This window comes from Rhizobacter sp. J219 (assembly GCF_024700055.1).
Lineage (GTDB): Bacteria > Pseudomonadota > Gammaproteobacteria > Burkholderiales > Burkholderiaceae_C > Rhizobacter.
Genome location: NZ_JAJOND010000001.1, coordinates 4,058,654 through 4,081,687, shown reverse-complemented (window position 1 = coordinate 4,081,687; position 23,034 = coordinate 4,058,654). Strand labels below are relative to the sequence as shown.

Sequence of the window (23,034 nt, the reverse complement as noted above, 5' to 3'; positions counted from 1 at the left end):
AGACCGGCATGAAGACGCACACCCTGGGCTTTCCGCGCATCGGCGCACAACGCGAACTCAAGTTCGCCCTCGAACGCCACTGGCGCGGCGAGTCGCAGCCCGAGGTGCTGCCGCAGATGGCGCAGGAGCTGCGCACCCGCCACTGGCTGCTGCAGCGGCATGCGGGCCTCGACTTCGCGACCACCGGCGACTTCTCGCTCTACGACACCATGCTCGACCATGTGTTGATGTTCGGTGCGGTGCCGGCACGGTTCGGCTTCACGCCGGGTGAGATCGGGCTGGCGGAGTACTTCGCGCTGGCCCGCGGCAACGCGGCGCAGGGGGCGATGGAGATGACCAAGTGGTTCGACACCAACTACCACTTCCTCGTGCCCGAACTCGCGCCCGACCAATCGTTCAGCCTGCACGCGCAAGGCTTGCTCGATTCGGTGCGCGAGGTCGAGAACCGCAGCTTCACGCCGAAGCCGGTGCTGATCGGGCCGCTGACCTTCCTGTGGCTGTCGAAGATGCACGGTCTGCCCGAGGGGGCCGACGAAGCCGCGGCCAAGCTCGCGCTGCTGCCGCGTCTGCTGCCGGTCTACCGGCATCTGCTGGCGGCACTCGAAGCGCGGGCCGTGCCCTGGGTGCAGATCGACGAGCCGGTGCTCGCGCTCGACCTGCCCGCGGCCTGGGTGCAGGCGCTGCCGGGTGTGTACGAGGCGCTGGCTCCGGCCCACATCCGCATCCTGCTCGCCACCTATTTCGAATCGGTCGAAGCACATCTGCCGGCGCTCGCCCAGCTGCCGGTGCACGGCCTGCACCTCGACCTGGTGCGAGCCCCGCAGCAGGCGCTCGCCGCGCTGCGGCTCTGGCCGCGCGACAAGGTGCTGTCGGCCGGTGTGATCGACGGCCGCAACATCTGGCGCGCCGACCTGCGTGCCGTGCTCGCGCAACTCAAACCGCTGCACGCCCGCTGGGGCCAGCGCTTGTGGCTGGCGCCGAGCTGCTCGCTGCTGCATTGCCCGGTCGACCTGGCACCGGAAGCCCGGCTCGACCCGCAGGTGAAGCGCTGGCTCGCGTTCTCGGTGCAGAAGCTGGCCGAACTCGGCACCTTGAAGCGTGCGCTGCAAGACGGCGAGGCGGCCGAAGCCAAGGCCCTGGACGAGAGCGACTCCGCCCAGCGCTCGCGCCGCAGCAGCCCGCAGGTGCATCAGCCGGCGGTGCGCGCCCGTGTCGCCGCGCTGCAGGCCGGTGACGCCGAGCGCCAGCACCCGTATGCCGAACGCAGCGTGCAGCAACGCGCACGCCTGAAGCTGCCACCCTTTCCCACCACCACCATCGGCTCCTTCCCGCAGACGAACGAGATCCGCGTCGCCCGCGCCCGCTTCAAGCGCGGCGAGCTGCGCGAGGCGCTGTACCGCGAGCAGATGCAAGACGCCATCGGCCAGGCCGTGCGCGAGCAGGAAGCCCTGGGCCTGGACGTGCTGGTGCACGGCGAAGCCGAGCGCAACGACATGGTCGAGTATTTCGGCGAGCAGCTCTCGGGCTATGCCTTCACCGACAACGGCTGGGTGCAGAGCTACGGCTCACGCTGCGTGAAGCCGCCGGTGCTGTTCGGCGACGTGGCGCGCCCGGCGCCGATGACGGTGGAGTGGACGCGCTATGCACAAGGCCTCACCAAGCGCTGGATGAAGGGCATGCTCACCGGCCCGGTGACGATGCTGCAATGGTCCTTCGTGCGCGATGACCTGCCGCGCGAGCAGGTGGCGCTGCAGCTCGCACTCGCGCTGCGCGACGAGGTGAACGACCTCGAAGCCGCCGGCATCGCCATCATCCAGATCGACGAGCCGGCCTTCCGCGAAGGCCTGCCGCTGCGGCGCGCGGATTGGACAAGGTACCTGGAGTGGGCCGCACGCGCCTTTCGCATCAGCGCGAGCGGCGTGCGCGACCACACGCAGATCCACACCCACATGTGCTACTCGGAGTTCAACGACATCCTGCCGTCGATCGCCGCGATGGACGCCGACGTGATCACCATCGAGACCTCACGATCGCAGATGGAGCTGCTGCGTGGCTTCGGCGACTTCGCCTACCCCAACGAGATCGGCCCCGGCGTCTACGACATCCACTCGCCGCGCGTGCCCGATGCGGGCGAGATGCTGGCCCTGCTGCGCAAGGCCCGCGAGGTGATCCCCGACGATCGCCTGTGGGTCAACCCCGACTGCGGCCTGAAGACCCGGGGGTGGGACGAGACGCGGGGGGCGCTGCGCCACATGGTGGACGCAGCACAAGCACTGCGCAAAGAACTGGCGTGATCTCGCCAGGGCACGGTGTCTCGCATCCCGGGCGTGGGGTGGGTGACGCAGTGAAGTGTCAGGCGGAATTCCTTGAGCCGGGAGGCTCAAGGAAGGGGGACATGAACGGAGTCACCCACCCCACGCCCGGGATGCCCCTCCGAAACCCCGCACACCGAAACCTCCCCGCCTCCGCAACACGGCTCGTCAGAACGCCACCACCGCCGCCAGGGTGAAGCCCTGAGTCGTGTCACGCGCATCCTGCTTGATGACCGGCGCGGTGGGCACGGTGGTGTCGCTGCTCAGGCTGATGCCCTTGGCCTTGATGATCTGCGTGCGGTAGCCGAGGTTGAAGTTGATGGCCTTGACGAAGCGCCCGAGCGGCAGCGTGTAGCCCAGCCCCACCTCGCTCAGTGAGTAGTCGGCCGACACATCCTCCGACCCCTTGATGCTGAGCACGCCGATGCCCAACGACCCATACACCGAGAAACCACCCGACAGCGGCGAGGCCGCGCTCACCCCGAGGGTGGGGCCTGACACCTGGTAGATCTTGACGCCGGTGGCGGTGATCTGGTCGAACTTCTTGTACCCGATCGTGGCGGCCAGCCCCGGGGTGATGTGGTAGCCGAAGTTGACGTCGGCCTCGCGGCGCTTGAACTCCGCCGGGCCGCCGAAGCGCTCGAAGCTGTGGGTGGTGTTGACGGCCCCGCTCACCGAGCCGATGAAGTCGCGGTAGCGAAAGCTCAGCTGCGGGATCACCATGGCCTTGGTCTTGGCCGACTCCTGGGAGACGAACTCCTGGTTGGCGCTGTTTTCCTCGATGAACCAGGTGGACCAGTCGGCGACCCAGACCTTGGTGCCGAAATTGAGGCCGAAGTTGGACTCCTGGGCCTGGACGGCGGCGCCGGCGAAAGCCAGGGTCAGGGCGCAGAGGGTGGGAAGACGCGGCGACACACGCCGGCCAGAGCGATCGGTTGTTTGCATGAGTGGCTCCAACGACAGACGGGGTGGGCGAAGCCGACACGGCGCCGGCTTCGAGCGGCGGCTTGGCGCATCCGACGGCCACGCGTCCAAGCCAATGGGATGTTAGGCGTGACGAAAGTCAGCTTCCCCCTCAAAAAAGCGGATGCGACACCGGCAGGTCTGGGATATCTTTTGATACAGGGACGTGATAGAGCCGGATCGGCCATCACCGCACGCGAGCCGATCCGTGCGCCGGGATGCAACTCATGAGCAAGAACACAAGCTTGATCGCCGCTTGCGCCGCGGCCGCGTGGCTGGCGGCGCTGTGCCTGGCGCCGGCCACGGCGCTGGCCCAGGCCCGCCCCGCCGCCGCGCCCGCCGAGCTGAAGCGTGTGGCACTCGTCGTGGGCAACGCCCGCTACACCGGCGTGCCGGTGCTGGTGAACACGCTCAACGACGCCGACGACATGTGCAAGGCGCTGCGCGAACTCAAGTTCGAGGTGCTCTGCGTGCGCGACCTGAAATCCCGCCGCGACTTCAAGCGCGCGGTGCAAGACTTCACCAGCAAGCTCGGCACCGGCGTCGCCGGCCTCTTCTACTACGCCGGCCACGGCCTGCAGATCGACGGCGAAAACTACCTCGTGCCCACCGACGCCCGCATCGACAAGAAGGAAGACGTCGAAGACGAGACCGTGAGCCTGCGCTACGTGATGGCCGCGCTCGACGAGGCCCGTGCCGACTTCAGCTTCATCATCCTCGACGCCTGCCGCAACAGCCCCTTCACCCGGGGCTTCACGCGCGCCGTCAACCGCGGCCTGGCCGCCGTGAGCGACACGCCCACCGGCTCGCTGGTGCTCTACTCCACCGCCGCCAACGACACCGCCTCCGACGGCCCGAGCGGCCAGCGCAACAGCCCCTTCACCAAGCACCTGCTGACCCACATGAAGCAGCCCGGCCTGACGGTCGAGGCCATGATCAAGAAGGTCTCGGCCGGCGTGCAGAACGACACCCAGGTGCAGGGCGGCAAGCGCCAGGTGCCGTTCAGCTACGGCTCGTTCACCGGTGAGTTCTGCTTTGCCGGTTGCGCGAGCCCCACCGAGCAGGCCGAGACCGCGCGGCTGCGCAAGGAGCGTGAGGCCCTGGAAAAAGCGCAAGCCGAGCTGGCCCTGCGAGAAGCCGAACTCAAGCGCGCCACGCCGGCGCCGGTGCCACCACCCGCGGAGCCCGCACCGCAGGCCACTCGCACCACGGCGCCCAAGCCGGCACCACGGCCGGTGGTCGTGCCCTCGTTCTGACGCTGACACGGGGCGGCGCACCGGGCCCTGCAGCAGGCGCGAATGGGCCCGCCGGCCTCCGGCCATCGCGTAACGTGGCACGCTCGCGTCATTTCATCCACCGGAGCCCCCCCTTGTCCGACCACGTCTACACCGCCACCACCGTCTGGGCGCGCGGCGACCAGCCCTTCAGCGACAAGCGGTACAGCCGCCGCCACGACATCCATTTCGACGGCGGGCATGTGATGCCGGCGTCGTCGTCGCCGCTGTCGGTGCGGGTGCCATATTCCGACCCGGCGGCCGTCGACCCGGAAGAGAGCTTCATCGGCTCGATCTCCAGCTGCCACCTGCTGTGGTTCCTCGACATCGCCTGCCGCGCCGGCTGGGTGGTCGACGGCTACCGCGACGAAGCGATCGGCGTGATGGAGCCGAATGCCGAGGGCCGCATGGCCATCACCCGCGTCACGCTGCGACCGACGGTGCGCTTTGCGGGCAAGCAGCCGACACCCGAGGAGCACGAGCACCTGCACCACCGCGCACACGAGGAATGCTTCATCGCCAACTCGGTGAAGAGCGAGGTGCGCTGCGAGCCGAGCCTCGCGGGCTGAAGATGAAACAGCCCCAAGCTCACTTCGTTCGCGGCCCCCGAGGGGCGCGCCAATGCCTTCGGACGGCCGGGCGGCCTTGACATGTACACCCCGAGCCACTTCGATGAAAGCCGCCCCGAGCTGCTGCAGCAGTTGCTGCACGATCACCCGCTGGGCCTGCTGATCACCCACGGCGCGCAGGGGTTGGACGCCAACCCCGTGCCCTTTCTCCACGACCCGCGGCCGGGTGGCGCCGGAGTGCTCACCGCCCACGTGGCCCGCGCCAACCCGGTGTGGAAGGAAGCGGCCGACCGCGAGGTGCTGGTCGTCTTCCAGGGCCCGCAGGCATACATCTCACCCAACTGGTATCCGAGCAAGTCCGACAACGGCAAGGCGGTGCCCACCTGGAACTACATCGTGGTGCAGGCACGCGGCAAGCTCGTCGTGCACGACGACGTGGCGTGGCTGCGCGAGCTGGTCACCCGCCTCACGCAGCGGCACGAGGCGACGCAGGCCGTGCCGTGGCAGTTGAGCGATGCACCGCCCGACTACCTGGAGGCGATGCTGCGCGGCATCGTCGGCATCGAGATCCCGCTCAGCTCGCTGCGCGGCAAATGGAAGATGAGCCAGAACCACCCCGCGGCCAACCGCGAGGGCGTGTCGAGCGGGTTGCGCAGCCGCGGGCCGGAAGCCACCGCCGTGGCCGACTGGGTGGTGCGCGCCCCGTCGCGATAGCCCCGACGTGCGCCGTCTCGCTCAGCGCGCGCTGTAGGCCGCCACCCGGGCGGGCGCGGCGTCGGGTGCGGCGAGGGTGTCGACGAGCTTGACCATGCGGCGGGCCGCGTCGGCTTCGATGCGGCTCACGGTGATCGTGAGGCGGGCGGCCTTGGCGCCTTGGGCGACCAACTCGGCCTGCGTGGTCGAGGGCACGCCGCCCCACACGTCGGCGCGCGGGCCGTGCGTGGCCGGGCGCCCGTAGGTGCGCTGGAATTCCAGCGAAAACGCTTCACGCGCCACCGGTGCGTCGAGCATCACCATCACCAGCCGGTCGTGGTGGAAGCAATAGCGCACGCCGCTCAATTCGGTGTCGCCGAACATCAGGTTTTCGCGGTCACGCTGGTAGCAGGCCACGTCGCCATCCACCTGCGCCGGGCCCACGTCGCGCAGCGCGTCAACGCCTTCGCCCCAGTGCACACCGCGAAAGCCGCGCAGCTCGAAGGCCTGTGCGCCCAGCGTGAACACGGCGCCCACCAGCAGGGTCGCGGCGGCGGCGAGACGGGTGGCTTTCGACATGGCGCTTCCTTCGGTGATGCGGTGGGAAAAGTGTCTTCGCCGCCCGCCGAATGTGTCAATTCGTAAACCCTTAGGAGGCCCCGAGCGAGTGCGCAGCAAGTCGCGTTTTGTCGGAGTCGATGGACGAAAAGTGTCGCTTTGCGCAACCAGTTCACACGAAGGTATCAATGTGTACATAACCCTCAACCCGCCGGGTGCCTCGACCGAAATGTGAGTTCCTAACGGGAGAAATTCACATGAAGCGCAGACAACTGGTGATGGGCAGCCCCGCAATCATCGCGGCCGGCATGTTGGGAACGTGGTCGGGCAGCCCGGCCGCAGCGGGGCCGGTGATCCGCTTCGGCCAGTCGGCGTCTCTCACGGGCGGTCAGGCCAGCTACGGGCGTGACATCCGCGACGGCATCACCGCCGCCTTTGCCGCCGCCTCGGCCGTGCCGGGCAGCCCGCGCTTCGAATTGGTGACGCTCGACGACGGCGGTATGAAAGACCGCTGCATCCAGAACGTGGGCACACTGGTCGAGGGTGGCGTGTCAGCCATCGTCGGCCTGACCAACGGCATCGCGGCCGAGGCCTGCGTGCCGATGGCCCACAAGGAACAGATGGCGCTCCTCGGCACGGCCAGCGGCAACATGGGCCTGCGCACCGGCCCGTCGAGCGGGGTGTTCCATACCCGTGCCGGCTACGACCTCGAATACAAGCGCATGGCGAACTACATCAAGGAGTTCGGCATGCGCCGCATCGGCTACGTGTACCTGAAGGACACCTCGCCGGCCAACCTGAAGGTGATGACGGATTCGCTGAACGCGGTGCAGATCACACCGACGGTGGCGATCGCCATCGAGCGCACCGGCACCAACTTCGAAGACGTGGCGGCCTCGCTGATGGCGGCCAAGGTCGACATCGTGCTGATCTCGGCCAACGCCGGCCCGGTGGCGACCATCATCGACCACATGTCGAACGCCAAGTTCCCCGGCCTCTTCTACGCCTCGTCGTACGCCGGGCAGGGCCTGATGGACACGCTCACCGCGCGCAAGCAGAGCTGCATCATGAGCATGGTGGTACCGCGCCCGAACTCGGGTGCCGCCAACGTGGTGAGCCGTGCCCGGCAGGACTTCGCGGCCCTCGGCGGTGAAGCCAAGCTCGGCATCACCACGCTGGAGGGCTACATCGCCGGCCGCACCGCCGTCGAAGCGGCACGGGCGGCGCTCAAGGTGAGCGGCGGCGAGCGTGTGAGCCGCGCCCGCCTGAAGGAATCGATCGCCGGCCTGCGCACCGACCTCGGCGGCTACCGCGTCGAGTTTGCGCCCGGCGTGACGCAGGGCTCGCAGTACGTCGACCTGATCGCGATCGACCGCTACGGCCGCCTCGTCGGCTGAGTGTGTCAGCCCCTCGGCCGATGGGTACATCGGCCGATCCCCCGAGGGGATGACGGGCCGGCTTGGGAGCGGCCCGGCGCTCGGCCCGGCGCGCGCAGACGAGGTTCAGTCCTTGCCGTGGCCCTTGTGCGACTTGTCCTTCTTGCCATGCTTGTGGCCGTGCTCGCGCTCGTAGCGCTCGTGCACCCAGCTCTCGCGCACGAAGTACACCGGCTGGCCGCAGGCGTTGTAGCGGTGGCAGTGCTTCGACCACTTCTTCTGGTGGCCGGGCGGCACGTACAGGTACACAGGCTGGGCCGGCACCACTACTGCGGGCTGGGCAATCACCACCGGCTTGGCGTAGACCACCGGCGGCGGCGGCATGTTGCCGATGTCGATTCGGCCATAGACGCCCGGCTGGGCGACCTGCACCGAGACGCCTACGCTCGTCTGCGCGCTGGCCGCGCCGCCGAAGGACATCGCAACCCACGCCGCGGCGAGGAACAAGGTTTTCAGATACTGCTTCATGAGAGTGCTCCGTGGAGAAAAGCGCCGTGTTGCCGTGCACAGCCGTGGCGGGCCAGCACGTCGGCCAAGGCGCGGGCCGAAAAAGGCTTGAGGATCACATCATCCATCCCCGCGGCGCGGTAGGCCGCACATTCTTTGGCCATCGCACTGGCGGTGACGGCAATGATGGGCGTCGGGACCCGATGGTGCTCGCGCTCCCAGCCGCGGATGAGGCGCGTGGCCTCGATGCCGTTGGCCACGGGCATCCGGTAGTCCATCAACACCAAGGTGTAGAGGCCAGCCTTCACTGCCTCGACGGCCTGTTCGCCATCGGTGACAAGCGTGGCCTCCACGCCGTGGTGTTCGAGCATGAGGGTGAGCAGCAGCGCCTGCACCGGGTCGTCTTCGACCACCAGCACATGCGGGCGCCGGCTGCCCGCGGCGAAGGTCGGCGCATCGTGCCGCTCGTGCCAGAGTGGCACGCGGCGCGCGAAGGAATGGGGGTCGGTCTTCATCGTTCGAAACGGATCGATCGGGCCTGGATGCGCACCCCGCCGCTCGGGGCGCCTCGCACGTCGAGCAGCGCACCGACGACCAGATCGCCCGCATTGCCAGCCGCGAACTGCGTGTTGCCGTCCCACGCCACGGTGACGCCGCGCAGCACGAGGGTCTGCGTTGCCACGTTGACCGATTCGATCGGCCCGTGCAGCTCGAACTCCTGGTCGCCGCCGCGCTTGAAGTCGAGTTCGGTGGCGACCAGCACGCCGGCCACCATCTCACCGTCGACCTCGACCCGCACGCCGTCGGCCAGATCGGCCAGCGTTCCGCGGCGCACCCGCACGCCGGGGCCGCTCGCGTCCACCGGCACGCCGGCGACAAAGAAACTCGCCGCACTCACATAGCCGCTCACGAAGCCTTCGAGTTCGGCCTCTTCGCGGTCGGGGAAGTTGCGCTGCGAGGTGTGCACCGAGGTCGCGACCCAGCGGCCCGACACCTGGGTGGTGTTGAGGCTCACCCGCACCGACAGCCCGTTGGCCAGCGTGGGCAGCGAGCCCGGCGCCACCGCGCCGTAGTCGATGAGCGCGCCGCCGATCGAGAAGGTGCGTGTCGGCGGACCCTGCAAGGCGCTGATGCGGCCACGCAGCGTGTACTGGCCGAGCGTGCTGCGCGCCTCGATGCGCGTGGCGGTGTAGCGGCCGGTGCTGCTGTCGTAGAAGCCGTGCACGGCCACCAGCTGGCCGGCCAGCACATCGGCCAGGCCCGCGGGGTAGCCGTCGAACAGCGTGTCGACGTCGACCTGCACCGTCTGCCCCAGCACCACCAGACGTGATGCCGGCAGGTCGACCGACTCCACCGGCCCGGCGATCTCGTGGCCGAATTGGATGCGGCTGGCCGTGCCCTGGCCCGAGTTGCCGCGCACGCGGCCCTGCACCTCGACCACCATGCCCAGGCGCAGGTCGGTGCGCGGGCGTGTCACGCCGTCGTCGTCGACCACCGTGGCCTGGCTGTCGTCGTAGCGGATGCCGTTGACGATCACCGAGCCGAAGCCGGTGACGCGGCCCGACGCGGTCGTCGGCCGCTCCACGGTCTGGCCGGTGCCGCCGCTGTCGACCCCGCCGCAACCGGGCAGCACCGTCGCCAGCAGGAGGAGCGCCAGCACCGCCGCGAGCGACAGCGCCGCGGTGGGCGAAGGGCGTTGGAACCGCAGGCGCTTCATGGGGTACTCCTTCGTGCGGCCTTGCGGGCCGCGGCGCGACGCGGCGCCTTGTCATCCTGGTCCTTGAGGGAAGCCGGCTCGGCCTCGGTGCTTGCATCGCCGTGCATCGGCGCGTGGTAGCCGTAGAGGCCGACGCGCAGCCGCCGGTCTTGCGTGCGGCCGCTGGCGGCGTCGTCGTCGATCGCCTTCTGCAGCATCGGCGCGAGCGCGCGCAGCAGCTGCGCCCACTGCTCGCGGATCAACGGCTGCAGCGCCTGCACCGACTCAGCCGAGAGTCTCGTCGGCAAACACCGCCTGCTCCAGGTGCTGCGGCTGTGCCGACAGCACGTTGCTCACCGCCGCCCGCAGGTGGTCGCCCACATTGCTGGCCACGAAGCCCAGCATGCGCGGCTCGTCGCCGGCGGGGGTGAAACGTTCGCGCAACAGCTCGACATGGTCGTTCGCCTCGTCGAGGCGCGCGAGCCCCAGGCGGCACAGCTCTTCGAGCAGGCTGCGCGGATGCACGTCTTTGGTCACCGATTGCGCCAGGGTTTCGAAGCTGGGCCCCGGGCCTTGGCGGGGCAGCGAGGTCTGGTCGCGCCAGGCCGGGTCGCTCAGCCAGCGAGTGAACACTTGCGTAGCCGGTGTGCGTTTGGCCTCCAGCACGGGCTCGCGCTGCAACAGGCGGTTGACCTCGCGGCGATGCAGCCCGGTGGCGGTGCTGACGCGGCTCACCGCGCGGTGGGGCGTGACGTCGGGATGGGCGGCGAGGGCGGCCTCGACGAAGGCGGCACGCAGCAGTTCGTCCAGGTCCGAGTGGTGCAGGCCCCGCGCAATCGCCAGCTCGGCCAGCGGGGTCAGCAGCGCCCGGCAGGCGGCCAGCACCGGCGACAGGTCGGGTGCGGCCGAGGGCGCGGAAGACGGCGATGGATGGTCGTCAATGAACAAGGGAGGCACAGCGGGCCACGGGAAGGCCACTTTACCTGAATGTGCTTTTTGCACATTCATGGGTTTGCCCTCGGTGCAGTGCCTTTTGTCCTACGACCAGGAGAGCGGGTTGAGCCGGTAGCAGCGCGCCAGCTCGTCGTAGAGCGCCGGGTGCTGCTCGGCCAGCGCCTGCGGCTGCTCGAAGAACACCTCGCTTGCGACCGCGAAAAACTCGGCCGGGTTGGTGGCGCCGTAGGGGTTGAGCAGGGTCGGCATGCCGGCCGCCACCGCCGACTGCAGCCGGTCGAACTCGGCCGTCATCACCTGCACCCAGCGCTCGCGGGCACGGCGCGTGGGCAGGTGCGGGGCGCCATTGGCGGCCCCGTTTTCCTGGTCGAGCTGGTGGGCGAATTCATGGATCACCACGTTCTGCCCGTCGGCGGGCTCGGCCGCGCCGTCGAGCGTGTCCTGCCAGGACAGGATCACCTGGCCCTGCGACCACGACTCGCCCGACAGCGCGAGCCGCTGCTCCTGCAGCACGCCGCTGCCATCGGCGTGCACCCGGTCAACCGCAAACGCGCCGGGGTAGACCAGCACCTGTCGCAACTGCGGGTAGTAGCCGGGCCGGCGGCGGTTGAGCAGCAGCAGGCAGGCCTGGGCGGCGATGGTGATGCGCATCTCGTCGGTGACGTCGAGGCCGGCGCAGCCGATGAAGGGTTTTTCGGCAACGAAGACCTGGATGTGCTTCTTCAATTGCAGCTGCAGGTCGGCCGGCAGGTGGCGCACCTGCGGCACGCGCCGGCGCAGGATCTCGCGCCACGCGGGCGGGAAGGGCCGGCGGCGGATGCGTGCCCGGCGCAGCGCCGTCCACAGCGGCTGGCCGGCGAACCATGCGACGAGCAGGGCCATCACGCCGAAGGCGAAGAACAAGGTCACGCGCGGGCCCCAGCAACAAGGAAGGGAGTAGCTGGGTCCCGTCCTGCAGGTTTCAAGTCTTGCGACTACAGTGCGGCCGGCCCGGTTGTTGTCTTGCCCCCGTCCCTGGAAGGAGACCCGCATGAAGCACCTCACGACCTCGCTGGCCCTCGCGGCCCTGGCCCTGTCGGCCTGCGCGCAGACCGCCACCCCGCCAGCGAGCCCCGCCGGCCCCGAGCTGAGCCTGTCGCGCCTGGAGTGCGGCACCGGCGTCACCAACGACGTGGGCCGTTTCTCCGACACCTTCGCGATGGATGGCAAGAAGGTGCCCTTCGTCTTCAGCTGCTATCTGATCCAGCGCGGCGACGAGTACATGCTGTGGGACAGCGGCCACTCGATGAGCGCCGGCGCGCCCGCGCCGAAGGTGAGCCTGGTCGACCAGCTCGCGCAGCGTGGCATCAAGCCCGAGCAGATCAAGTTCCTCGGCATCAGCCATTACCACAACGACCACATCGGGCAGGCGTCATCGTTCCCGCAGGCCACGCTGCTGATCGGCAAGGGCGACTGGGAGGTGGTCTCGTCGCCCAAGCCCGTGGGCACCAACCCGGCGTTCCTCACGCCCTGGCTCACCGGCGGCAGCAAGCTCGAAACCGTGCCGCTCGACAAGGACGTGTTCGGCGACGGTCGCGTGATCATGCTCACGACGCCCGGCCACACCCCGGGCCACCACAGCCTGTTGGTCAAGCTGCGCGACACCGGCCCCGTACTGATCACCGGCGACCTCGCGCATTTCCACGAGAACTACGAGAGCAACGGCGTGCCCTCGTTCAACACCAGCCGCGCCGAAACGCTCGCCTCGCTCGACCGCTTCAAGAAGATCGCCGCCGGCCTCAAGGCCACCGTTGTGCTGCAGCACGACGCACGCGACGTGGCGAAGCTGCCGGCCTTCCCGGCCGCGGCGAAGTGACGCTGCGGGCCGCTCACTTCACCCGGTCACCGTAGGTGATGGCGGCGAGCCTGCCCGACTCGAAACGCAGCGTGGTCATGAACTGGCCCCGGCCAGGGTTGTAGGTCCACTCGTCGACCGTCTCGCAGGGCGTGACATTGACGACGGTCGTGCCGCCGGCCCCACCGGTTGCGTCCGTCGTGCGTGCGACCGGCTTGCAGAACGATTCGCGGTGCACCGGCTCGCCGCATTTCTGCAGCACCGAGGCCTTGCCCTCGCCGACGTTGGCGAGGTCGTTCTTGCAGCGCATCGACTGGGCGTGCGCCGCGCCGGGCACGAGCGCGGCGGCGACAAAGAGTGCGGCGACGGGGGTGATCGGGTTCATGCGGGCTCCAAACGCGGTGGCACACGGGCTGAAACGTGCGAACCGCAATGCTCGCCGACCGGCAGGCGAGCGAATGCGTCGGGTGTGTAAATCCCGCGCAAAGATGCCCAACCGTCCACCGATCTCCCTCACGCGTGAGGCGGAAGAAGATGTCGCTGAATCAGCAGCCTAGTCGGGTGTCACCTCCAGCGCCACGAGGAAGCGCGACACCATGTTGTAGGACGAGATCACTGCGATCAGTTCGACGAGGTGCGTGTCGTTGCCGAGCGCCGCGCGGGCCGCGGCAAAGGTGGCGTCGGCCACCTTCACGTCGCGCGTCATCTCGACCGTGAGCTGCAGCGCGGCACGCTCGGTGGCGTTGAAGAGCGTCTCGTCGATGGCCGGCAGCCGGCGCAGCGCATCGAGCTGCGCCGGCGTGCCCCCGGCGTCCAGAAAAGGCTGGCTGTGGTGGTGGAACTCGTACTCGGCGCCGTTGATCACCGCCACGCCCAGCATGCCGATCTCGCGCAGCAGCGGCGACAGCGAGAGTTCGGTGCGCACACGCCCCATCATCAACCCCCAGCCGGTCGCAAACGGCGTGCTGTAGAGCAGCAGCCGGTCCAGCTCGGCGAGGCGCCCGCCACGGCGGGCCTTGATGGCAGCCACGAGTTCCGGCGGGCCGGCCTCTTCGTCGGTGATGTAGGGAATGCGGGGCATCTCGACTCCTATCGAAGCTGCAGCCCGGTGATGCCGCCATCGGCCACGATCACCTGCGCGTTGATGAACGAAGCTTCGTGCGACAGCAGGAAGAGCGTCGCATGGCCCACCTCCCATGCCGTGCCTTCGCGGCCGAAGGGCAGGCGCTGCGCGGCACGGGCGGGGCGGCGCGCGCTCGCGTTGCGGCCGAGCGGTGTGTCGATGGGGCCAGGCGCGAGCACGTTGGCGCGCACGCCGAGGGCTTCGCCTTCGAGCGCGACGTGGCGGCACAGGCCGGCGAGCGCGGCCTTGGAGGTGTCGTACGACGGGATGCGCGTGCCGGGGCGGATGCTCGCCGTCGACGAGATGAAGACGATCGAACTGCCCGGCGCCATCACCGGCAGGCCGGCGCGGCAGAAGAGCATGTGGGCGCGCAGGTTGACGGCCATCGCGGCGTCCCACGCGTCCGGGGTCTGGCCGGCCAGCAGCGGCGGGCCGCCGATGCCGACGTTGATCACCAGGCCGTCGAGTCTGCCCATCGCGCTCAGGCACTCCTGCACCGCACGCTCGATCTCGGGCGGCTGCGCGACGTCGGCGATGACCGGAAAGGCACGGCCGCCTTCGCGCTGGATCAGGTCGACGGTGGCCTGTGCGGCCGCGGCGTCGCGGTCCAGGCAGGCCACGTGCGCGCCTTCTCGCGCCAGCAGCACCGCGATGGCGCGGCCGTTGCCGGTGGGCGGATGCGGGTCGTCGGGCACCACCTGCTGGCCGGCACCGACCACCAGCACCGAGCGGCCTTGCATGCGGCCGCGTGCCGGTGCGCGGCCCAGGGTTTCGTCGAAGACGTGGCGGGCCGGGTCGCGTTGCGTGAGGCCGCGGGCGGGAAGGTCGCTCATGGACTGTCGTGAGGGAGGGGGTGAGGCCATCGTGCATCTTCGAATCTGATCCAGCCGGCCGGCAGGTCAATAGGGATCACCCAGGGAACGCGCACCTCGGGCAGTGCCGCACACTGGGGAAATAAAGAGAACCTAAATTCCACTTAGCAGAACAGCATCGTGCCTCACCACGCCGCTGTATTCGGAGGTCTCCGTGTCTCAGGTCCTGACGCCCCCCACCCACACACCCGCCGCTGCCACGGCCGCAGCAGCCCACGACGTTCCCACCGTCGCGCCTCCGCCCTCGGCGCCTGCCGACGGCGTGGCCGCGGTGGACCGCGCGCTCTCCATCGCCACCACGCTGGCCCGCGCGAGCGCACCGCTGACGCTCGCCGAGCTGGCGCGCCGCACCGGCATGTACAAGAGCACGCTGCTGCGCCTGCTCGCCTCGCTGGCGCGCGCCGGGCTCGTCGTTCACCGCAGCGACAAGCGTTATGCGCTCGGGCCGCTGGCCTTTCTCTTCGGCCGCTCGTTCGAACAGACCTACGGGCTGAAGGAAGGCGTGCAGCCGGTGCTGGAGTGGCTGGTGAGCAAAGGCACCGAGAGCCCGTCGTTCCACGTGCGCCATGGCAAGGATTCGCGGCTGTGCCTGTTCCGCATCGACTCGGCGCACTCCACGCTCGACCGTGTGCGCGCGGGCGACGTGCTGCCGCTCAACCGGGGCGCCGCCGGCAAAGTGCTGCATGCATTCGCCGGCGGGCTCAACGTGGCGGGCGACACGCCGCTCCTGCACAACTCGTTCGGCGAGCGCGACCCGCTGTGCGGCGCGGTCGCAGCACCCGTGTTCGGCCCGGCCGGCATCCTGCTGGGCGCGCTGTCGCTGTCGGGCCCGCTGGAGCGCTTCTCCGACCTCGCCGTGCAGCGCATGAACTCGCTGCTCTTCACCGCCGCCGAAACCGCCACCCGCACCCTGGGCGGGCAGTGGCCGGCGACGAGCGGGCAACGCCTGGCCGGCTGAGCCTCAGCTGGCGGTGACGAACGCCGTCACCGCCGCCACCACCTCGGGTGCCTGCAGGATGCGGCGGTGGCCCAGCCCATCGAGCCGCAGCAGCTCGGCCGGGCCGGCCCACTTCGAGCGGCTCAGCTCGGCATCGCCGATCGGCACCACGCGGTCGTCGGCCGAGTGCACGAAGAGCACCGGCTGCCGCAGCGAGGCGGCACGCCGCGGGGTCGAGATCGAATGCACGTCGACGCCCATTTCGCGCAGCGCTTGCAGCATCGCTTCCGTCTGCGCGGGTGACAGCCCGGCTTGCGCGGCGAAGCCCATCGCATACATCGCATAACGCGCCGGCGCCGAGATCAGCGCGAGCCGCTCCACCGGCAGGCCGAGCGCCACCGCTTCCACCATCACCGCCGTGCCCACCGAATGGGCCACCACCGCCTGCAGCGGGCCCAGCGCCTGCTGCGCCGCCGCGATGGCGCGCGCCGAGGTCGGGATGGAGGTGCGCTCGCCCGCAGATTCGCCATGCGCCGGCAGGTTGAGCGCGATGACCTTGCGCCCGGCGGCGAGCAGCGGCGGCGCAAAGGCCGCGAGGTCGCTCGCCTTGCCTTCCCAGCCGTGCAGCAGCAGCACCGCCGGCCCGTCGCCCCACTCGGCCGCCGCGAGCGGGCCGCTCGGGCTGTCGATGCGGCGGTGGCGGGCCCCGGGCAGAAAGTCGAGCGAGGGCGCCTTGGCCGCCGGCGCAGGGGTGAGGAAAGCCAGGGCGGCGCGCTCGATGGCGGGATCGAGGGCCGAATCGAGGTTCAAGACGGTGTCGTTCACGGCGGCTCCTTTGAATGATGATCATCATACTAAAGCAGTTTCGCGTCGCCTGCACGACACCTCGCCTCGGGATCGCACCGGGGCCTGTCGGCAGCCCGTCGGCCTATGCTTGGCGGCTTGGAAACATTGGTACGGAGCATCCATGAAACGTCTTGAAGGCCGATCCGCCGTCGTGACCGGTGCCGCCAGCGGCATCGGCCGCGCCACCGCCAAGCTCTTTGCGGAGCACGGCGCCAAGGTCGTGGCCGTCGACCGCGCGCCGGAAGTCGAGGCCACGGTGGCCGACATCCGTGCCGCCGGCGGCACGGCCCTCGCGCTCCAGCGCGACACCTCGCAAGAGAGCGACGTCGCCGACTACATCGAAGCCGCAGTACGCCACCATGGCGGGCTCGACGTGTGTTTTGCGAACGCCGGCGTGAGCGGCGGCCTGCGCGCCTTCGACGAGTGGACGGTCGAGGAGTGGACGCGCATCCTCTCCATCAACCTGATCGGCACCTTCCTCGCGATCAAGTACGCCACGCGGGTGATGGTGCCGGCCGGGCACGGCTCGATCATCTGCACGGCGTCGGTCGCCGGGCTGCGCTCGGGGGCCGGCGGACCGCCCTACAGCGCCAGCAAGGCCGGGGTCATCAGCCTCGTGCAGACGAGCGCCAACCAGTTCGGCGGCACCGGGGTGCGCATCAATGCGATCTGCCCGGGGCTGATCGAAACGGGGATGACCAAGCCGGTGTTCGACCGCGCCCGCGAGCGCGGCACCGAGAACAAGATCGGCCAACTCAACCCGCTGCGCCGGGGCGGCCTGCCGCACGAGATCGCGCATGCGGCGCTGTTCCTCGCCAGCGACGAGGCGTCGTACGTGAACGGGCAGGCCTTGCCTGTGGACGGTGGGCTGTCGTCATCGTTGCCGGTGGTGCCGCCGAAGATGTGACCTCTGCGCACCGCGGCGAACCGCCTCACCCCACCGCCCGTATCAATGCCAAGCGCAGCTTGTGCACATCAATCGGCTTCGTCAAAAAGTCATTCATCCCCGACGCCAGCGCCTCTTCGCGTTCGGAGACCAGCGCCGCCGCCGTCAACGCGATGATCGGCAGCTCCTCCGGGCCATACAGGCAGCGCAACTGCCGCGCCGCCTCATGCCCGCTCAAGCGTGGCATCTGCACATCCATCAGCACCACGTGGAACGGCCGCTGCGCCGCCTGCGCCCGTTCGACCGCGGCCACACCTTCGGCGCCGTCGATGGCCTGCGTCACCTCCACGCCCCACTGCTCGAGCATGGCCACGCCGATCATCATGTTGACCGGGTTGTCTTCGACGAGCAGCACCCGCAGGCCTTCCAGGCGCTGGATGTCCGCGGCCTCCACGCGCGGGTCGATCACCGGCAGGTCCGTCACGGGCAGCGGCAGCTCGGCCCAGAAGCGGCTGCCGATGCCGGGCGTGCTGTCGACACCCACCGCACCGTCCATCAGCTCGGCCAGTTCCTTGCAGATCGACAGGCCCAGCCCGGTGCCGCCGAAGCGCCGCGTCGTCGAATCGTCGGCCTGTGTGAAGGGCTGGAACAGTCGCTTCTGTGTCGCGGTGTCGATGCCCGGCCCGGTGTCGCTGACAGTGAAGCGCACCTGGCCGGCGCGCTCTGGGTGCGTCGACATCGCCACCTCCAGCCGCACCTCGCCACGCTCGGTGAACTTCAAGCCGTTGGTGATGTAGTTGCTGAGGATCTGGCGCAGCCGCACCGGGTCGCCGAGCACCGTGGTCGGCACCCCGGGCGCGACGTCGAGCTGCAACTGCAGCGAGCGCGCCGTGGCGAGCGACTGGTAGGCGTGGTGCACCGCCTTCAGCAGCTGCCGCAGGTTGAACGGCACTGCCTCGATGCTGAACTTGCCGGCCTCGATCTTCGACAGGTCGAGGATGTCGCTGATGATGCCGGAGAGGCTTTGCGCGCTGTCCTGGATCTGCTCCAGGTACTGCAGGCGGCGCTGTTCGTCGACGCCCTTTTGCATCGCCAGGCTCGCCAGACCCAAGAGGCCGTTGAGCGGCGTGCGGATCTCGTGGCTGGTGTTGGCGAGGAAGGCACTCTTCGCGCGTGAGGCCGCCTCGGCCACGTCGCGGGCGGCGGCGAGGGCCTGTTCGATCTGGCGGCGCTCGGTCACGTCTTCGGCGATCCAGATCGTGCCGCCCATGCTCGGGTGCCCCGGGTCGACCACCTGAGCCAGCAGGCGGCACCAGAAGAGCGAGCCGTCGCGGCGCAGCATCTGGCGCTCCAGCTCCACCGGCTTGCCTTCGGCGAGCAACGGCCCGGCGAAGCGGCCGACTTCCGCGTAGTCGTCTTCGGTCGCCCAGACCACCAGGCCGGGCTTACCGACCAGCTCGCCGCTCGCCCAGCCGAACATGCGCTCGAAGCGGGGGTTGGCCTGCAGAAAGCGCTGGTTGCGCGTGAGCGCGATGCCGATCGACGCGTTTTTCAGGATGGCCTCGTGCTCTAGCCGGGTGCGCTGCACCTCGGTCATGTCACGGCCGTTGACGACGAGGTAGTCGCGCCCATCCATCGTGAAACGCCCAGCGGACATCATCAGTGCGAGCGGCGCGCCCGACTTGTGCACGAAGAGCGTCTCGATCTCGTTCACACCGCCGTGCGCCCGCAGCTCGGCCACCATCTTCTGGCGGTCGGCCGGCTCGTACCAGATGCCCAGCTCGAGCGCGCTGCGACCCACCACCTCGCCGGCGGTGTAGCCGAACATGCGGGTGAAGCTGTCGTTGACCATCACGTAGACACCGGTCTCCATGTCGGAGAGCGTGATGAAGTCGGGGCTGGTCGCGAAGAGGTGCGACAGCATCGCCTGCGAGCGGCGCAGTTGTGCCTCGGTGCTCACCCGCTCGGTCACATCGAAGTACATCGACAGGATGGCGGTGCCGTCGCTGGTGCTCACGCGCGAGCCGCTGGCCTGCACGGTGAGCCGGCGGCCGTCGATCGAATGCAGCTGCACCTCGGCGAGCTCCAGCGTCTTGCCGATGGGGTAGGTGTGCAGCACGCGGATGCGGTCGTGCAACAGCCCGCGCTGCGACACCGGGTACAGCTGCGCCAGATCGAATCCGCTCATCGCCTCGGCGCTGGCGAAACCGAAGAGGCGCGCGGCGGCCTCGTTGGCGAGCATGGTGATGCCGTCGCGATGCAGCACCAGCGGCGTGGGCGACATCGCAAACAGCTCGCGGTAGCGGGTCTCGCTGGCGCGGTGCGCTTCGCGTGCCTGCACCTCGGGTGTGATGTCGCGGCCCACGCCCCAATAGCCTCGAAAGCGGCCGTCGGCGTCGATGCGCGGGCGCCCGCTCACGCTGAAGTGCAGCAGCCGGCCCGAGGGCGTGCGGTAGCGCACCGGCAGGTCGCTGAAGGGGCGGTGTGCCTGCAGGTCCTGGCGGTGCAGGTCAAGCGTGATCGGGTCCATGTCGAGCTGCGGGCTCTCCCACGGGCGCTGGCCGATGCGCGCCTCGGCCGCGGGGCCGGCGCTGGAGTGCACGTGGGTGTCGATGCGCTTGAAGCGCAGGTCGGCGTCGAGTTCCCAGTACCAGTCGGCGGCGATGGCGAGCAGGTTGCGAAAGCGCTCCTGGCGCTCTTCCGCGTCGCGCATCGCGCGGCTGATCATGCGCGACATCTGCGTGCCAGCCACCACCGCGGTGGCGAGCAGCATCAGGTGCATGACCACATGCAGCGCGGTCGGGTTGCGCTGCAGCGCCCGCACACCAGGCAAGTGGCCGACCGACTCGGCCCAGGTGAGGGCCGCGATGGCCGCCACGCAGCCGGTTGCCAGCAGCAGCCCGGCGCGCAGGCTGGTGAGCACCGTCACCAGGCACACCATCAGCCCGAAGAAGCCCAGGCTCAGGCTGCGCACGCCCTCGCCCACGCCCACCGCCGTGAGCGCCACCACCGTCACGCCGCTCCAGCCCACCACCAGCATCACCGTCGCCAGCGGCACGCGCTGCAGCAAGCCCATCGCCAGCGCGAACACGAACGCCAGCACCGCGCACACCACGACCAGCAGGGTCTGCATGCCGGGTTCGAGGTGGAGGTCGAGCGCCCCGTAGGCCAGTGCGCCCACCAGCGACATGCCGCAGCCCAACCCGAAGAACAGGCGGGCGATCGTGGCATTCAGGCCTTCTCGCGAAGCCGCGAAGGCACTTCCCTCGGACGTGTTATGTACTTCTTTCATGCAGCGGCCGCGACGCGCCCACGCGCCACAGCCAGCCGCAAGTGTCCCGCGCTCTGCACGGGCGTGCGGTCGTGTTTTACCCGGCCGCGGAGGATGACCGTGCGGCATTTAACGCCGCACGTGTCTGCACCGCGACGGCCCGCGCGGCGCTCGCGAAGTCGTCGCCCGACGAGGCGTAGAGCACCGCCCGCGACGAGTTGACGACGATCGTGCCGCCGGCCTTGAAGCCGGCTTTCACCGTGGCTTGCGCATCGCCGCCCTGTGCACCTACGCCTGGGATCAGCAGCGGCAGGGTCGGCGCGAGTTCGCGCACGCGGGCAATTTCGCCGGGGAAGGTCGCGCCCACCACCAGGCCGAGCTGGCCGGTGGTGTTCCACGGGCCTTGCGCGAGCTTGGCCACGTGTTCGTAGAGCAGGTCACCGTTGGCGAGCTTCTGCGCCTGCAGGTCCGAACCGCCTGGGTTGGACGTGCGGCACAAGAGGATCAGCCCCTTGCCGCTGTAGCGAAGCCAGGGCTCGATCGAGTCGAAGCCCATGAAGGGCGAGAGCGTGACCGCATCGGCCTGGTAGCGCTCGAAGGCCTCGCGGGCGTACTGCTCGGCGGTGGCGCCGATGTCGCCGCGCTTGGCGTCGAGGATCACCGGCACGCTGGGCGCCACGCGCTTGATGTGGGCCATCAGGCGCTCGAGCTGGTCCTCGGCGCGGTTGCCGGCGAAATAGGCGATCTGTGGCTTGAAGGCACAGGCCACGTCCTTCGTCGCGTCGACGATGGCGGCGCAGAAGTCGTAGATGCGGCCGGCGTCGCCTTTCCACTTTCCCGGGAACTTGCCGGGCTCGGGGTCCAGGCCCACGCACAGCAGGGAATCGTTGCCACGCTGAGCGGCGGCGAGCTGGTCGGTGAATTTCATGGGGCCGAATTTTAGAGAGCCGGGCGAACGGCCCGCGTCAGAGCGCGATGTGCGCGGCAAGGTGCGATGCCACGGTGGCGATGCGCCGCAGATGGCGTGACTCGGGGTGCGTGAGCAGCCACAGCTGCACGTCGCATTCGGGCACGTGCTCGCTGACCTGCACCACGTCGCTGCGGCCGCGGGCCAGGAACACCGGCACCAGGCCCACGCCGAGACCCGCCACCACCGCATCGAACACCGCCTGCACGCTGTTGACGCACAGCACCGGCTCGGCGCGCGGAAAGTGCCTGCGGCGCCAGCGCACCGACGGATGGTCGGGCATTGCGTCGTCGACGCTGACCCAGGGAGCGCTGCCCAGGTCGACCGCGCGCCCACGCCGCCCCGCCGGCCTGGCGGCAAAGACGGCATTGCGCACCGTGCCGAGCTCGCGTCCCACCACATGCGGCGGCGGTTTGGCGGTGGCGCGCAGGGCGATGTCGGCCTCGCGCTGCGTCAGGTTGGCGGTTTCGTTGCGCGCGGTGATGTCGAGCCGCAGCCCGGGGTGGGCCTCGTGCAGTGGTTTCAGCGCCGGCATCAGCAGGCCCTTGAGCAGCGTGTCGGCGGTCGCGATGCGCACCACGCCGCTCACCGCGCCGGCATCGAGCCGCGCCTCGGCACGCGCGGCTTCCAGTTCGGCCTCGATGCGCTCGGCGTGGTGCGCAAGGCGCTGGCCGAGTTCGGTCGGCTGGTAGCCGCTGCGCGAACGCTCGAAGAGCCGCTGGCCGAGCGCCTTCTCGGCACGCTGCACGGTGCGAAAGACGGTCGAGCCGTCGACACCCGCCAGTTGCGCCGCCGCGGCGAGGTTGCCGCCGCGCACCAGCGCGAGCAGCACGGCGAGCTCGGCCGCGCCCAGAGTTGATTGCATCGGTGCATTCATCGTTTGCCATTCTGCCTATTTCGCAGGCGCCGGCGCAAACCTAGAGTGCGTGTCATCGCAACCTCTCAAGGCTTTCACATGAACGCTTCACCCACCTCCACCGCCCTCGGCCTGCTCTTGCTGCGCGTCTCGCTCGGCCTGATGTGGGTCGCCCACGCGCTGCTCAAACTCGTGGTCTTCACCTTGCCCGGCACGGCGCAGTTCTTCGAATCGATCGGCCTGCCGGGCGTGCTGGCGTACCCGGTGTTCGCGGCCGAACTGCTGGGCGGCGTCGCGATCCTCGCCGGCGTCTACGCACGCCAGGTGTCGCTCGCCCTGCTGCCGGTGCTCCTTGGCGCGGCCTGGGTGCATGTGCCCAACGGCTGGCTGCACACGAGCGCCGGCGGCGGTTGGGAGTACCCCGCGTTCCTCGCGGTTGCCTCGCTCGTGCACTGGCTGCTCGGCGACGGCAGCTACAGCCTCAAGCGCAGCCCCCTCTTCACCCTCGACGCCTCGCGCGCCTGATCTTTTGTCACCCGA

24 protein-coding genes are annotated in these 23,034 nt (G+C 69.5%); 9 read left to right on the top strand and 15 right to left on the bottom strand.

The features are described 5' to 3' along the window. The first annotated feature begins 8 nt into the window (after positions 1–8). The gene (metE, locus tag LRS03_RS19320; protein ID WP_257827555.1) at positions 9–2,294 is read left to right on the top strand and encodes a 5-methyltetrahydropteroyltriglutamate--homocysteine S-methyltransferase; all 2,286 of its coding nucleotides are present in this window, start codon (positions 9–11) and stop codon (positions 2,292–2,294) included. A gap of 186 nt (positions 2,295–2,480) precedes the next feature. Here metE and LRS03_RS19315 read toward each other — a convergent pair whose 3' ends face one another. Next, the gene (locus LRS03_RS19315) at positions 2,481–3,257 is read right to left on the bottom strand and encodes a porin family protein (protein ID WP_257827554.1); all 777 of its coding nucleotides are present in this window, start codon (positions 3,255–3,257) and stop codon (positions 2,481–2,483) included. 245 nt (positions 3,258–3,502) lie between these two features. Here LRS03_RS19315 and LRS03_RS19310 point away from each other — a divergent pair, with 245 nt between their 5' ends. The 3 genes from LRS03_RS19310 (at position 3,503) to LRS03_RS19300 (ending at position 5,832) form a co-directional block, all read left to right on the top strand. Continuing rightward, positions 3,503–4,531 carry a caspase family protein gene (locus LRS03_RS19310; RefSeq protein ID WP_257827553.1) on the top strand — a complete coding sequence of 343 codons (1,029 nt, stop codon included), beginning with the start codon at positions 3,503–3,505 and terminating at the stop codon, positions 4,529–4,531. A gap of 113 nt (positions 4,532–4,644) precedes the next feature. Next, entirely contained in the window at positions 4,645–5,118 is a 474-nt protein-coding gene (locus LRS03_RS19305) for an OsmC family protein (protein ID WP_257827552.1), read from the top strand. 81 nt (positions 5,119–5,199) lie between these two features. Next, positions 5,200–5,832, top strand: coding sequence for an FMN-binding negative transcriptional regulator (locus tag LRS03_RS19300; RefSeq protein ID WP_257827551.1), 633 nt, complete (start codon positions 5,200–5,202; stop codon positions 5,830–5,832). Between the two features lie 21 nt (positions 5,833–5,853). On the opposite strand, the gene LRS03_RS19295 is transcribed toward LRS03_RS19300, so the two are convergent. After that, entirely contained in the window at positions 5,854–6,390 is a 537-nt protein-coding gene (locus tag LRS03_RS19295) for a hypothetical protein (protein WP_257827550.1), read from the bottom strand. Positions 6,391–6,626: 236 nt separating this feature from the next. Here LRS03_RS19295 and LRS03_RS19290 point away from each other — a divergent pair, with 236 nt between their 5' ends. Further along, complete coding sequence (locus tag LRS03_RS19290; protein WP_257827549.1) at positions 6,627–7,766, top strand: ABC transporter substrate-binding protein; 1,140 nt, start codon at positions 6,627–6,629, stop codon at positions 7,764–7,766. Between the two features lie 105 nt (positions 7,767–7,871). Here LRS03_RS19290 and LRS03_RS19285 read toward each other — a convergent pair whose 3' ends face one another. From LRS03_RS19285 to LRS03_RS19260, 6 genes are all read right to left on the bottom strand, one after another. Then, positions 7,872–8,273, bottom strand: coding sequence for a hypothetical protein (locus tag LRS03_RS19285; RefSeq protein ID WP_257827548.1), 402 nt, complete (start codon positions 8,271–8,273; stop codon positions 7,872–7,874). Next, entirely contained in the window at positions 8,270–8,767 is a 498-nt protein-coding gene (locus LRS03_RS19280; protein WP_257827547.1) for a response regulator, read from the bottom strand. The genes LRS03_RS19285 and LRS03_RS19280 overlap by 4 nt, the downstream gene beginning before the upstream one ends. After that, entirely contained in the window at positions 8,764–9,969 is a 1,206-nt protein-coding gene (locus LRS03_RS19275; RefSeq protein ID WP_257827546.1) for a DUF5666 domain-containing protein, read from the bottom strand. The genes LRS03_RS19280 and LRS03_RS19275 overlap by 4 nt, the downstream gene beginning before the upstream one ends. Then, the gene (locus LRS03_RS19270) at positions 9,966–10,256 is read right to left on the bottom strand and encodes a hypothetical protein (RefSeq protein ID WP_257827545.1); all 291 of its coding nucleotides are present in this window, start codon (positions 10,254–10,256) and stop codon (positions 9,966–9,968) included. The genes LRS03_RS19275 and LRS03_RS19270 overlap by 4 nt, the downstream gene beginning before the upstream one ends. Continuing rightward, positions 10,234–10,896: a DUF6502 family protein gene (locus LRS03_RS19265; RefSeq protein ID WP_257827544.1), complete on the bottom strand. Its 663-nt coding sequence runs from the start codon at positions 10,894–10,896 to the stop codon at positions 10,234–10,236. The genes LRS03_RS19270 and LRS03_RS19265 overlap by 23 nt, the downstream gene beginning before the upstream one ends. Positions 10,897–10,986: 90 nt before the next feature. Continuing rightward, positions 10,987–11,811, bottom strand: coding sequence for a M90 family metallopeptidase (locus LRS03_RS19260; RefSeq protein ID WP_257827543.1), 825 nt, complete (start codon positions 11,809–11,811; stop codon positions 10,987–10,989). 121 nt (positions 11,812–11,932) lie between these two features. On the opposite strand from LRS03_RS19260, the gene LRS03_RS19255 reads away from it, so the two are divergent. Continuing rightward, positions 11,933–12,757: an N-acyl homoserine lactonase family protein gene (locus LRS03_RS19255; protein ID WP_257827542.1), complete on the top strand. Its 825-nt coding sequence runs from the start codon at positions 11,933–11,935 to the stop codon at positions 12,755–12,757. Between the two features lie 13 nt (positions 12,758–12,770). Here LRS03_RS19255 and LRS03_RS19250 read toward each other — a convergent pair whose 3' ends face one another. The 3 genes from LRS03_RS19250 to LRS03_RS19240 all read right to left on the bottom strand — a co-directional run bounded on the left by LRS03_RS19250 (position 12,771) and on the right by LRS03_RS19240 (position 14,692). Beyond that, complete coding sequence (locus tag LRS03_RS19250; RefSeq protein ID WP_257827541.1) at positions 12,771–13,121, bottom strand: DUF2845 domain-containing protein; 351 nt, start codon at positions 13,119–13,121, stop codon at positions 12,771–12,773. 168 nt (positions 13,122–13,289) lie between these two features. Beyond that, positions 13,290–13,817 (bottom strand): carboxymuconolactone decarboxylase family protein, encoded by a 528-nt coding sequence (locus LRS03_RS19245; RefSeq protein WP_257827540.1) that lies wholly within the window; start codon positions 13,815–13,817, stop codon positions 13,290–13,292. Between the two features lie 8 nt (positions 13,818–13,825). Next, a complete protein-coding gene (locus LRS03_RS19240; RefSeq protein WP_257827539.1) occupies positions 13,826–14,692 on the bottom strand; it encodes an SDR family NAD(P)-dependent oxidoreductase in 867 nt (288 codons plus the stop codon). A gap of 193 nt (positions 14,693–14,885) precedes the next feature. On the opposite strand from LRS03_RS19240, the gene LRS03_RS19235 reads away from it, so the two are divergent. Then, on the top strand, positions 14,886–15,689 hold the full coding sequence (locus LRS03_RS19235; RefSeq protein ID WP_257827537.1) for an IclR family transcriptional regulator: 804 nt from the start codon (positions 14,886–14,888) through the stop codon (positions 15,687–15,689). Between the two features lie 3 nt (positions 15,690–15,692). Here LRS03_RS19235 and LRS03_RS19230 read toward each other — a convergent pair whose 3' ends face one another. After that, positions 15,693–16,493: an alpha/beta fold hydrolase gene (locus tag LRS03_RS19230; protein WP_257827536.1), complete on the bottom strand. Its 801-nt coding sequence runs from the start codon at positions 16,491–16,493 to the stop codon at positions 15,693–15,695. A 142-nt stretch (positions 16,494–16,635) separates the two neighbouring features. Here LRS03_RS19230 and LRS03_RS19225 point away from each other — a divergent pair, with 142 nt between their 5' ends. Continuing rightward, positions 16,636–17,421: an SDR family NAD(P)-dependent oxidoreductase gene (locus LRS03_RS19225; RefSeq protein WP_257827534.1), complete on the top strand. Its 786-nt coding sequence runs from the start codon at positions 16,636–16,638 to the stop codon at positions 17,419–17,421. A gap of 25 nt (positions 17,422–17,446) precedes the next feature. Here the strand turns inward: LRS03_RS19225 and LRS03_RS19220 are convergent, their stop codons facing one another. The 3 genes from LRS03_RS19220 to LRS03_RS19210 all read right to left on the bottom strand — a co-directional run bounded on the left by LRS03_RS19220 (position 17,447) and on the right by LRS03_RS19210 (position 22,515). Further along, on the bottom strand, positions 17,447–20,692 hold the full coding sequence (locus LRS03_RS19220; protein ID WP_257827533.1) for a PAS domain S-box protein: 3,246 nt from the start codon (positions 20,690–20,692) through the stop codon (positions 17,447–17,449). Between the two features lie 76 nt (positions 20,693–20,768). Further along, the gene (gene pyrF / locus LRS03_RS19215; RefSeq protein ID WP_257827531.1) at positions 20,769–21,599 is read right to left on the bottom strand and encodes an orotidine-5'-phosphate decarboxylase; all 831 of its coding nucleotides are present in this window, start codon (positions 21,597–21,599) and stop codon (positions 20,769–20,771) included. Between the two features lie 37 nt (positions 21,600–21,636). Then, positions 21,637–22,515 (bottom strand): LysR family transcriptional regulator, encoded by an 879-nt coding sequence (locus tag LRS03_RS19210; protein WP_257827530.1) that lies wholly within the window; start codon positions 22,513–22,515, stop codon positions 21,637–21,639. 78 nt (positions 22,516–22,593) lie between these two features. On the opposite strand from LRS03_RS19210, the gene LRS03_RS19205 reads away from it, so the two are divergent. Beyond that, a complete protein-coding gene (locus tag LRS03_RS19205; RefSeq protein WP_257827528.1) occupies positions 22,594–23,019 on the top strand; it encodes a DoxX family protein in 426 nt (141 codons plus the stop codon). Positions 23,020–23,034 lie beyond the last annotated feature (15 nt).

Bases quoted from the DNA above. Each gene is read 5' to 3' on its own strand.
- LRS03_RS19290 (WP_257827549.1), top strand. From the start codon at position 6,627: ATGAAGCGCAGACAACTGGTGATGGGCAGCCCCGCAATCATCGCGGCC.
- LRS03_RS19285 (WP_257827548.1), bottom strand. From the start codon at position 8,273: ATGAAGCAGTATCTGAAAACCTTGTTCCTCGCCGCGGCGTGGGTTGCG.
- pyrF (WP_257827531.1), bottom strand. From the start codon at position 21,599: ATGAAATTCACCGACCAGCTCGCCGCCGCTCAGCGTGGCAACGATTCC.
- LRS03_RS19275 (WP_257827546.1), bottom strand. From the start codon at position 9,969: ATGAAGCGCCTGCGGTTCCAACGCCCTTCGCCCACCGCGGCGCTGTCG.
- LRS03_RS19280 (WP_257827547.1), bottom strand. From the start codon at position 8,767: ATGAAGACCGACCCCCATTCCTTCGCGCGCCGCGTGCCACTCTGGCAC.
- LRS03_RS19295 (WP_257827550.1), bottom strand. From the start codon at position 6,390: ATGTCGAAAGCCACCCGTCTCGCCGCCGCCGCGACCCTGCTGGTGGGC.
- LRS03_RS19310 (WP_257827553.1), top strand. From the start codon at position 3,503: ATGAGCAAGAACACAAGCTTGATCGCCGCTTGCGCCGCGGCCGCGTGG.
- LRS03_RS19225 (WP_257827534.1), top strand. From the start codon at position 16,636: ATGAAACGTCTTGAAGGCCGATCCGCCGTCGTGACCGGTGCCGCCAGC.
- LRS03_RS19250 (WP_257827541.1), bottom strand. From the start codon at position 13,121: ATGAACCCGATCACCCCCGTCGCCGCACTCTTTGTCGCCGCCGCGCTC.
- LRS03_RS19255 (WP_257827542.1), top strand. From the start codon at position 11,933: ATGAAGCACCTCACGACCTCGCTGGCCCTCGCGGCCCTGGCCCTGTCG.
- LRS03_RS19210 (WP_257827530.1), bottom strand. From the start codon at position 22,515: ATGAATGCACCGATGCAATCAACTCTGGGCGCGGCCGAGCTCGCCGTG.
- metE (WP_257827555.1), top strand. From the start codon at position 9: ATGAAGACGCACACCCTGGGCTTTCCGCGCATCGGCGCACAACGCGAA.
- LRS03_RS19240 (WP_257827539.1), bottom strand. From the start codon at position 14,692: ATGAGCGACCTTCCCGCCCGCGGCCTCACGCAACGCGACCCGGCCCGC.
- LRS03_RS19300 (WP_257827551.1), top strand. From the start codon at position 5,200: ATGTACACCCCGAGCCACTTCGATGAAAGCCGCCCCGAGCTGCTGCAG.
- LRS03_RS19315 (WP_257827554.1), bottom strand. From the start codon at position 3,257: ATGCAAACAACCGATCGCTCTGGCCGGCGTGTGTCGCCGCGTCTTCCC.
- LRS03_RS19205 (WP_257827528.1), top strand. From the start codon at position 22,594: ATGAACGCTTCACCCACCTCCACCGCCCTCGGCCTGCTCTTGCTGCGC.
- LRS03_RS19245 (WP_257827540.1), bottom strand. From the start codon at position 13,817: ATGCCCCGCATTCCCTACATCACCGACGAAGAGGCCGGCCCGCCGGAA.
- LRS03_RS19220 (WP_257827533.1), bottom strand. From the start codon at position 20,692: ATGAAAGAAGTACATAACACGTCCGAGGGAAGTGCCTTCGCGGCTTCG.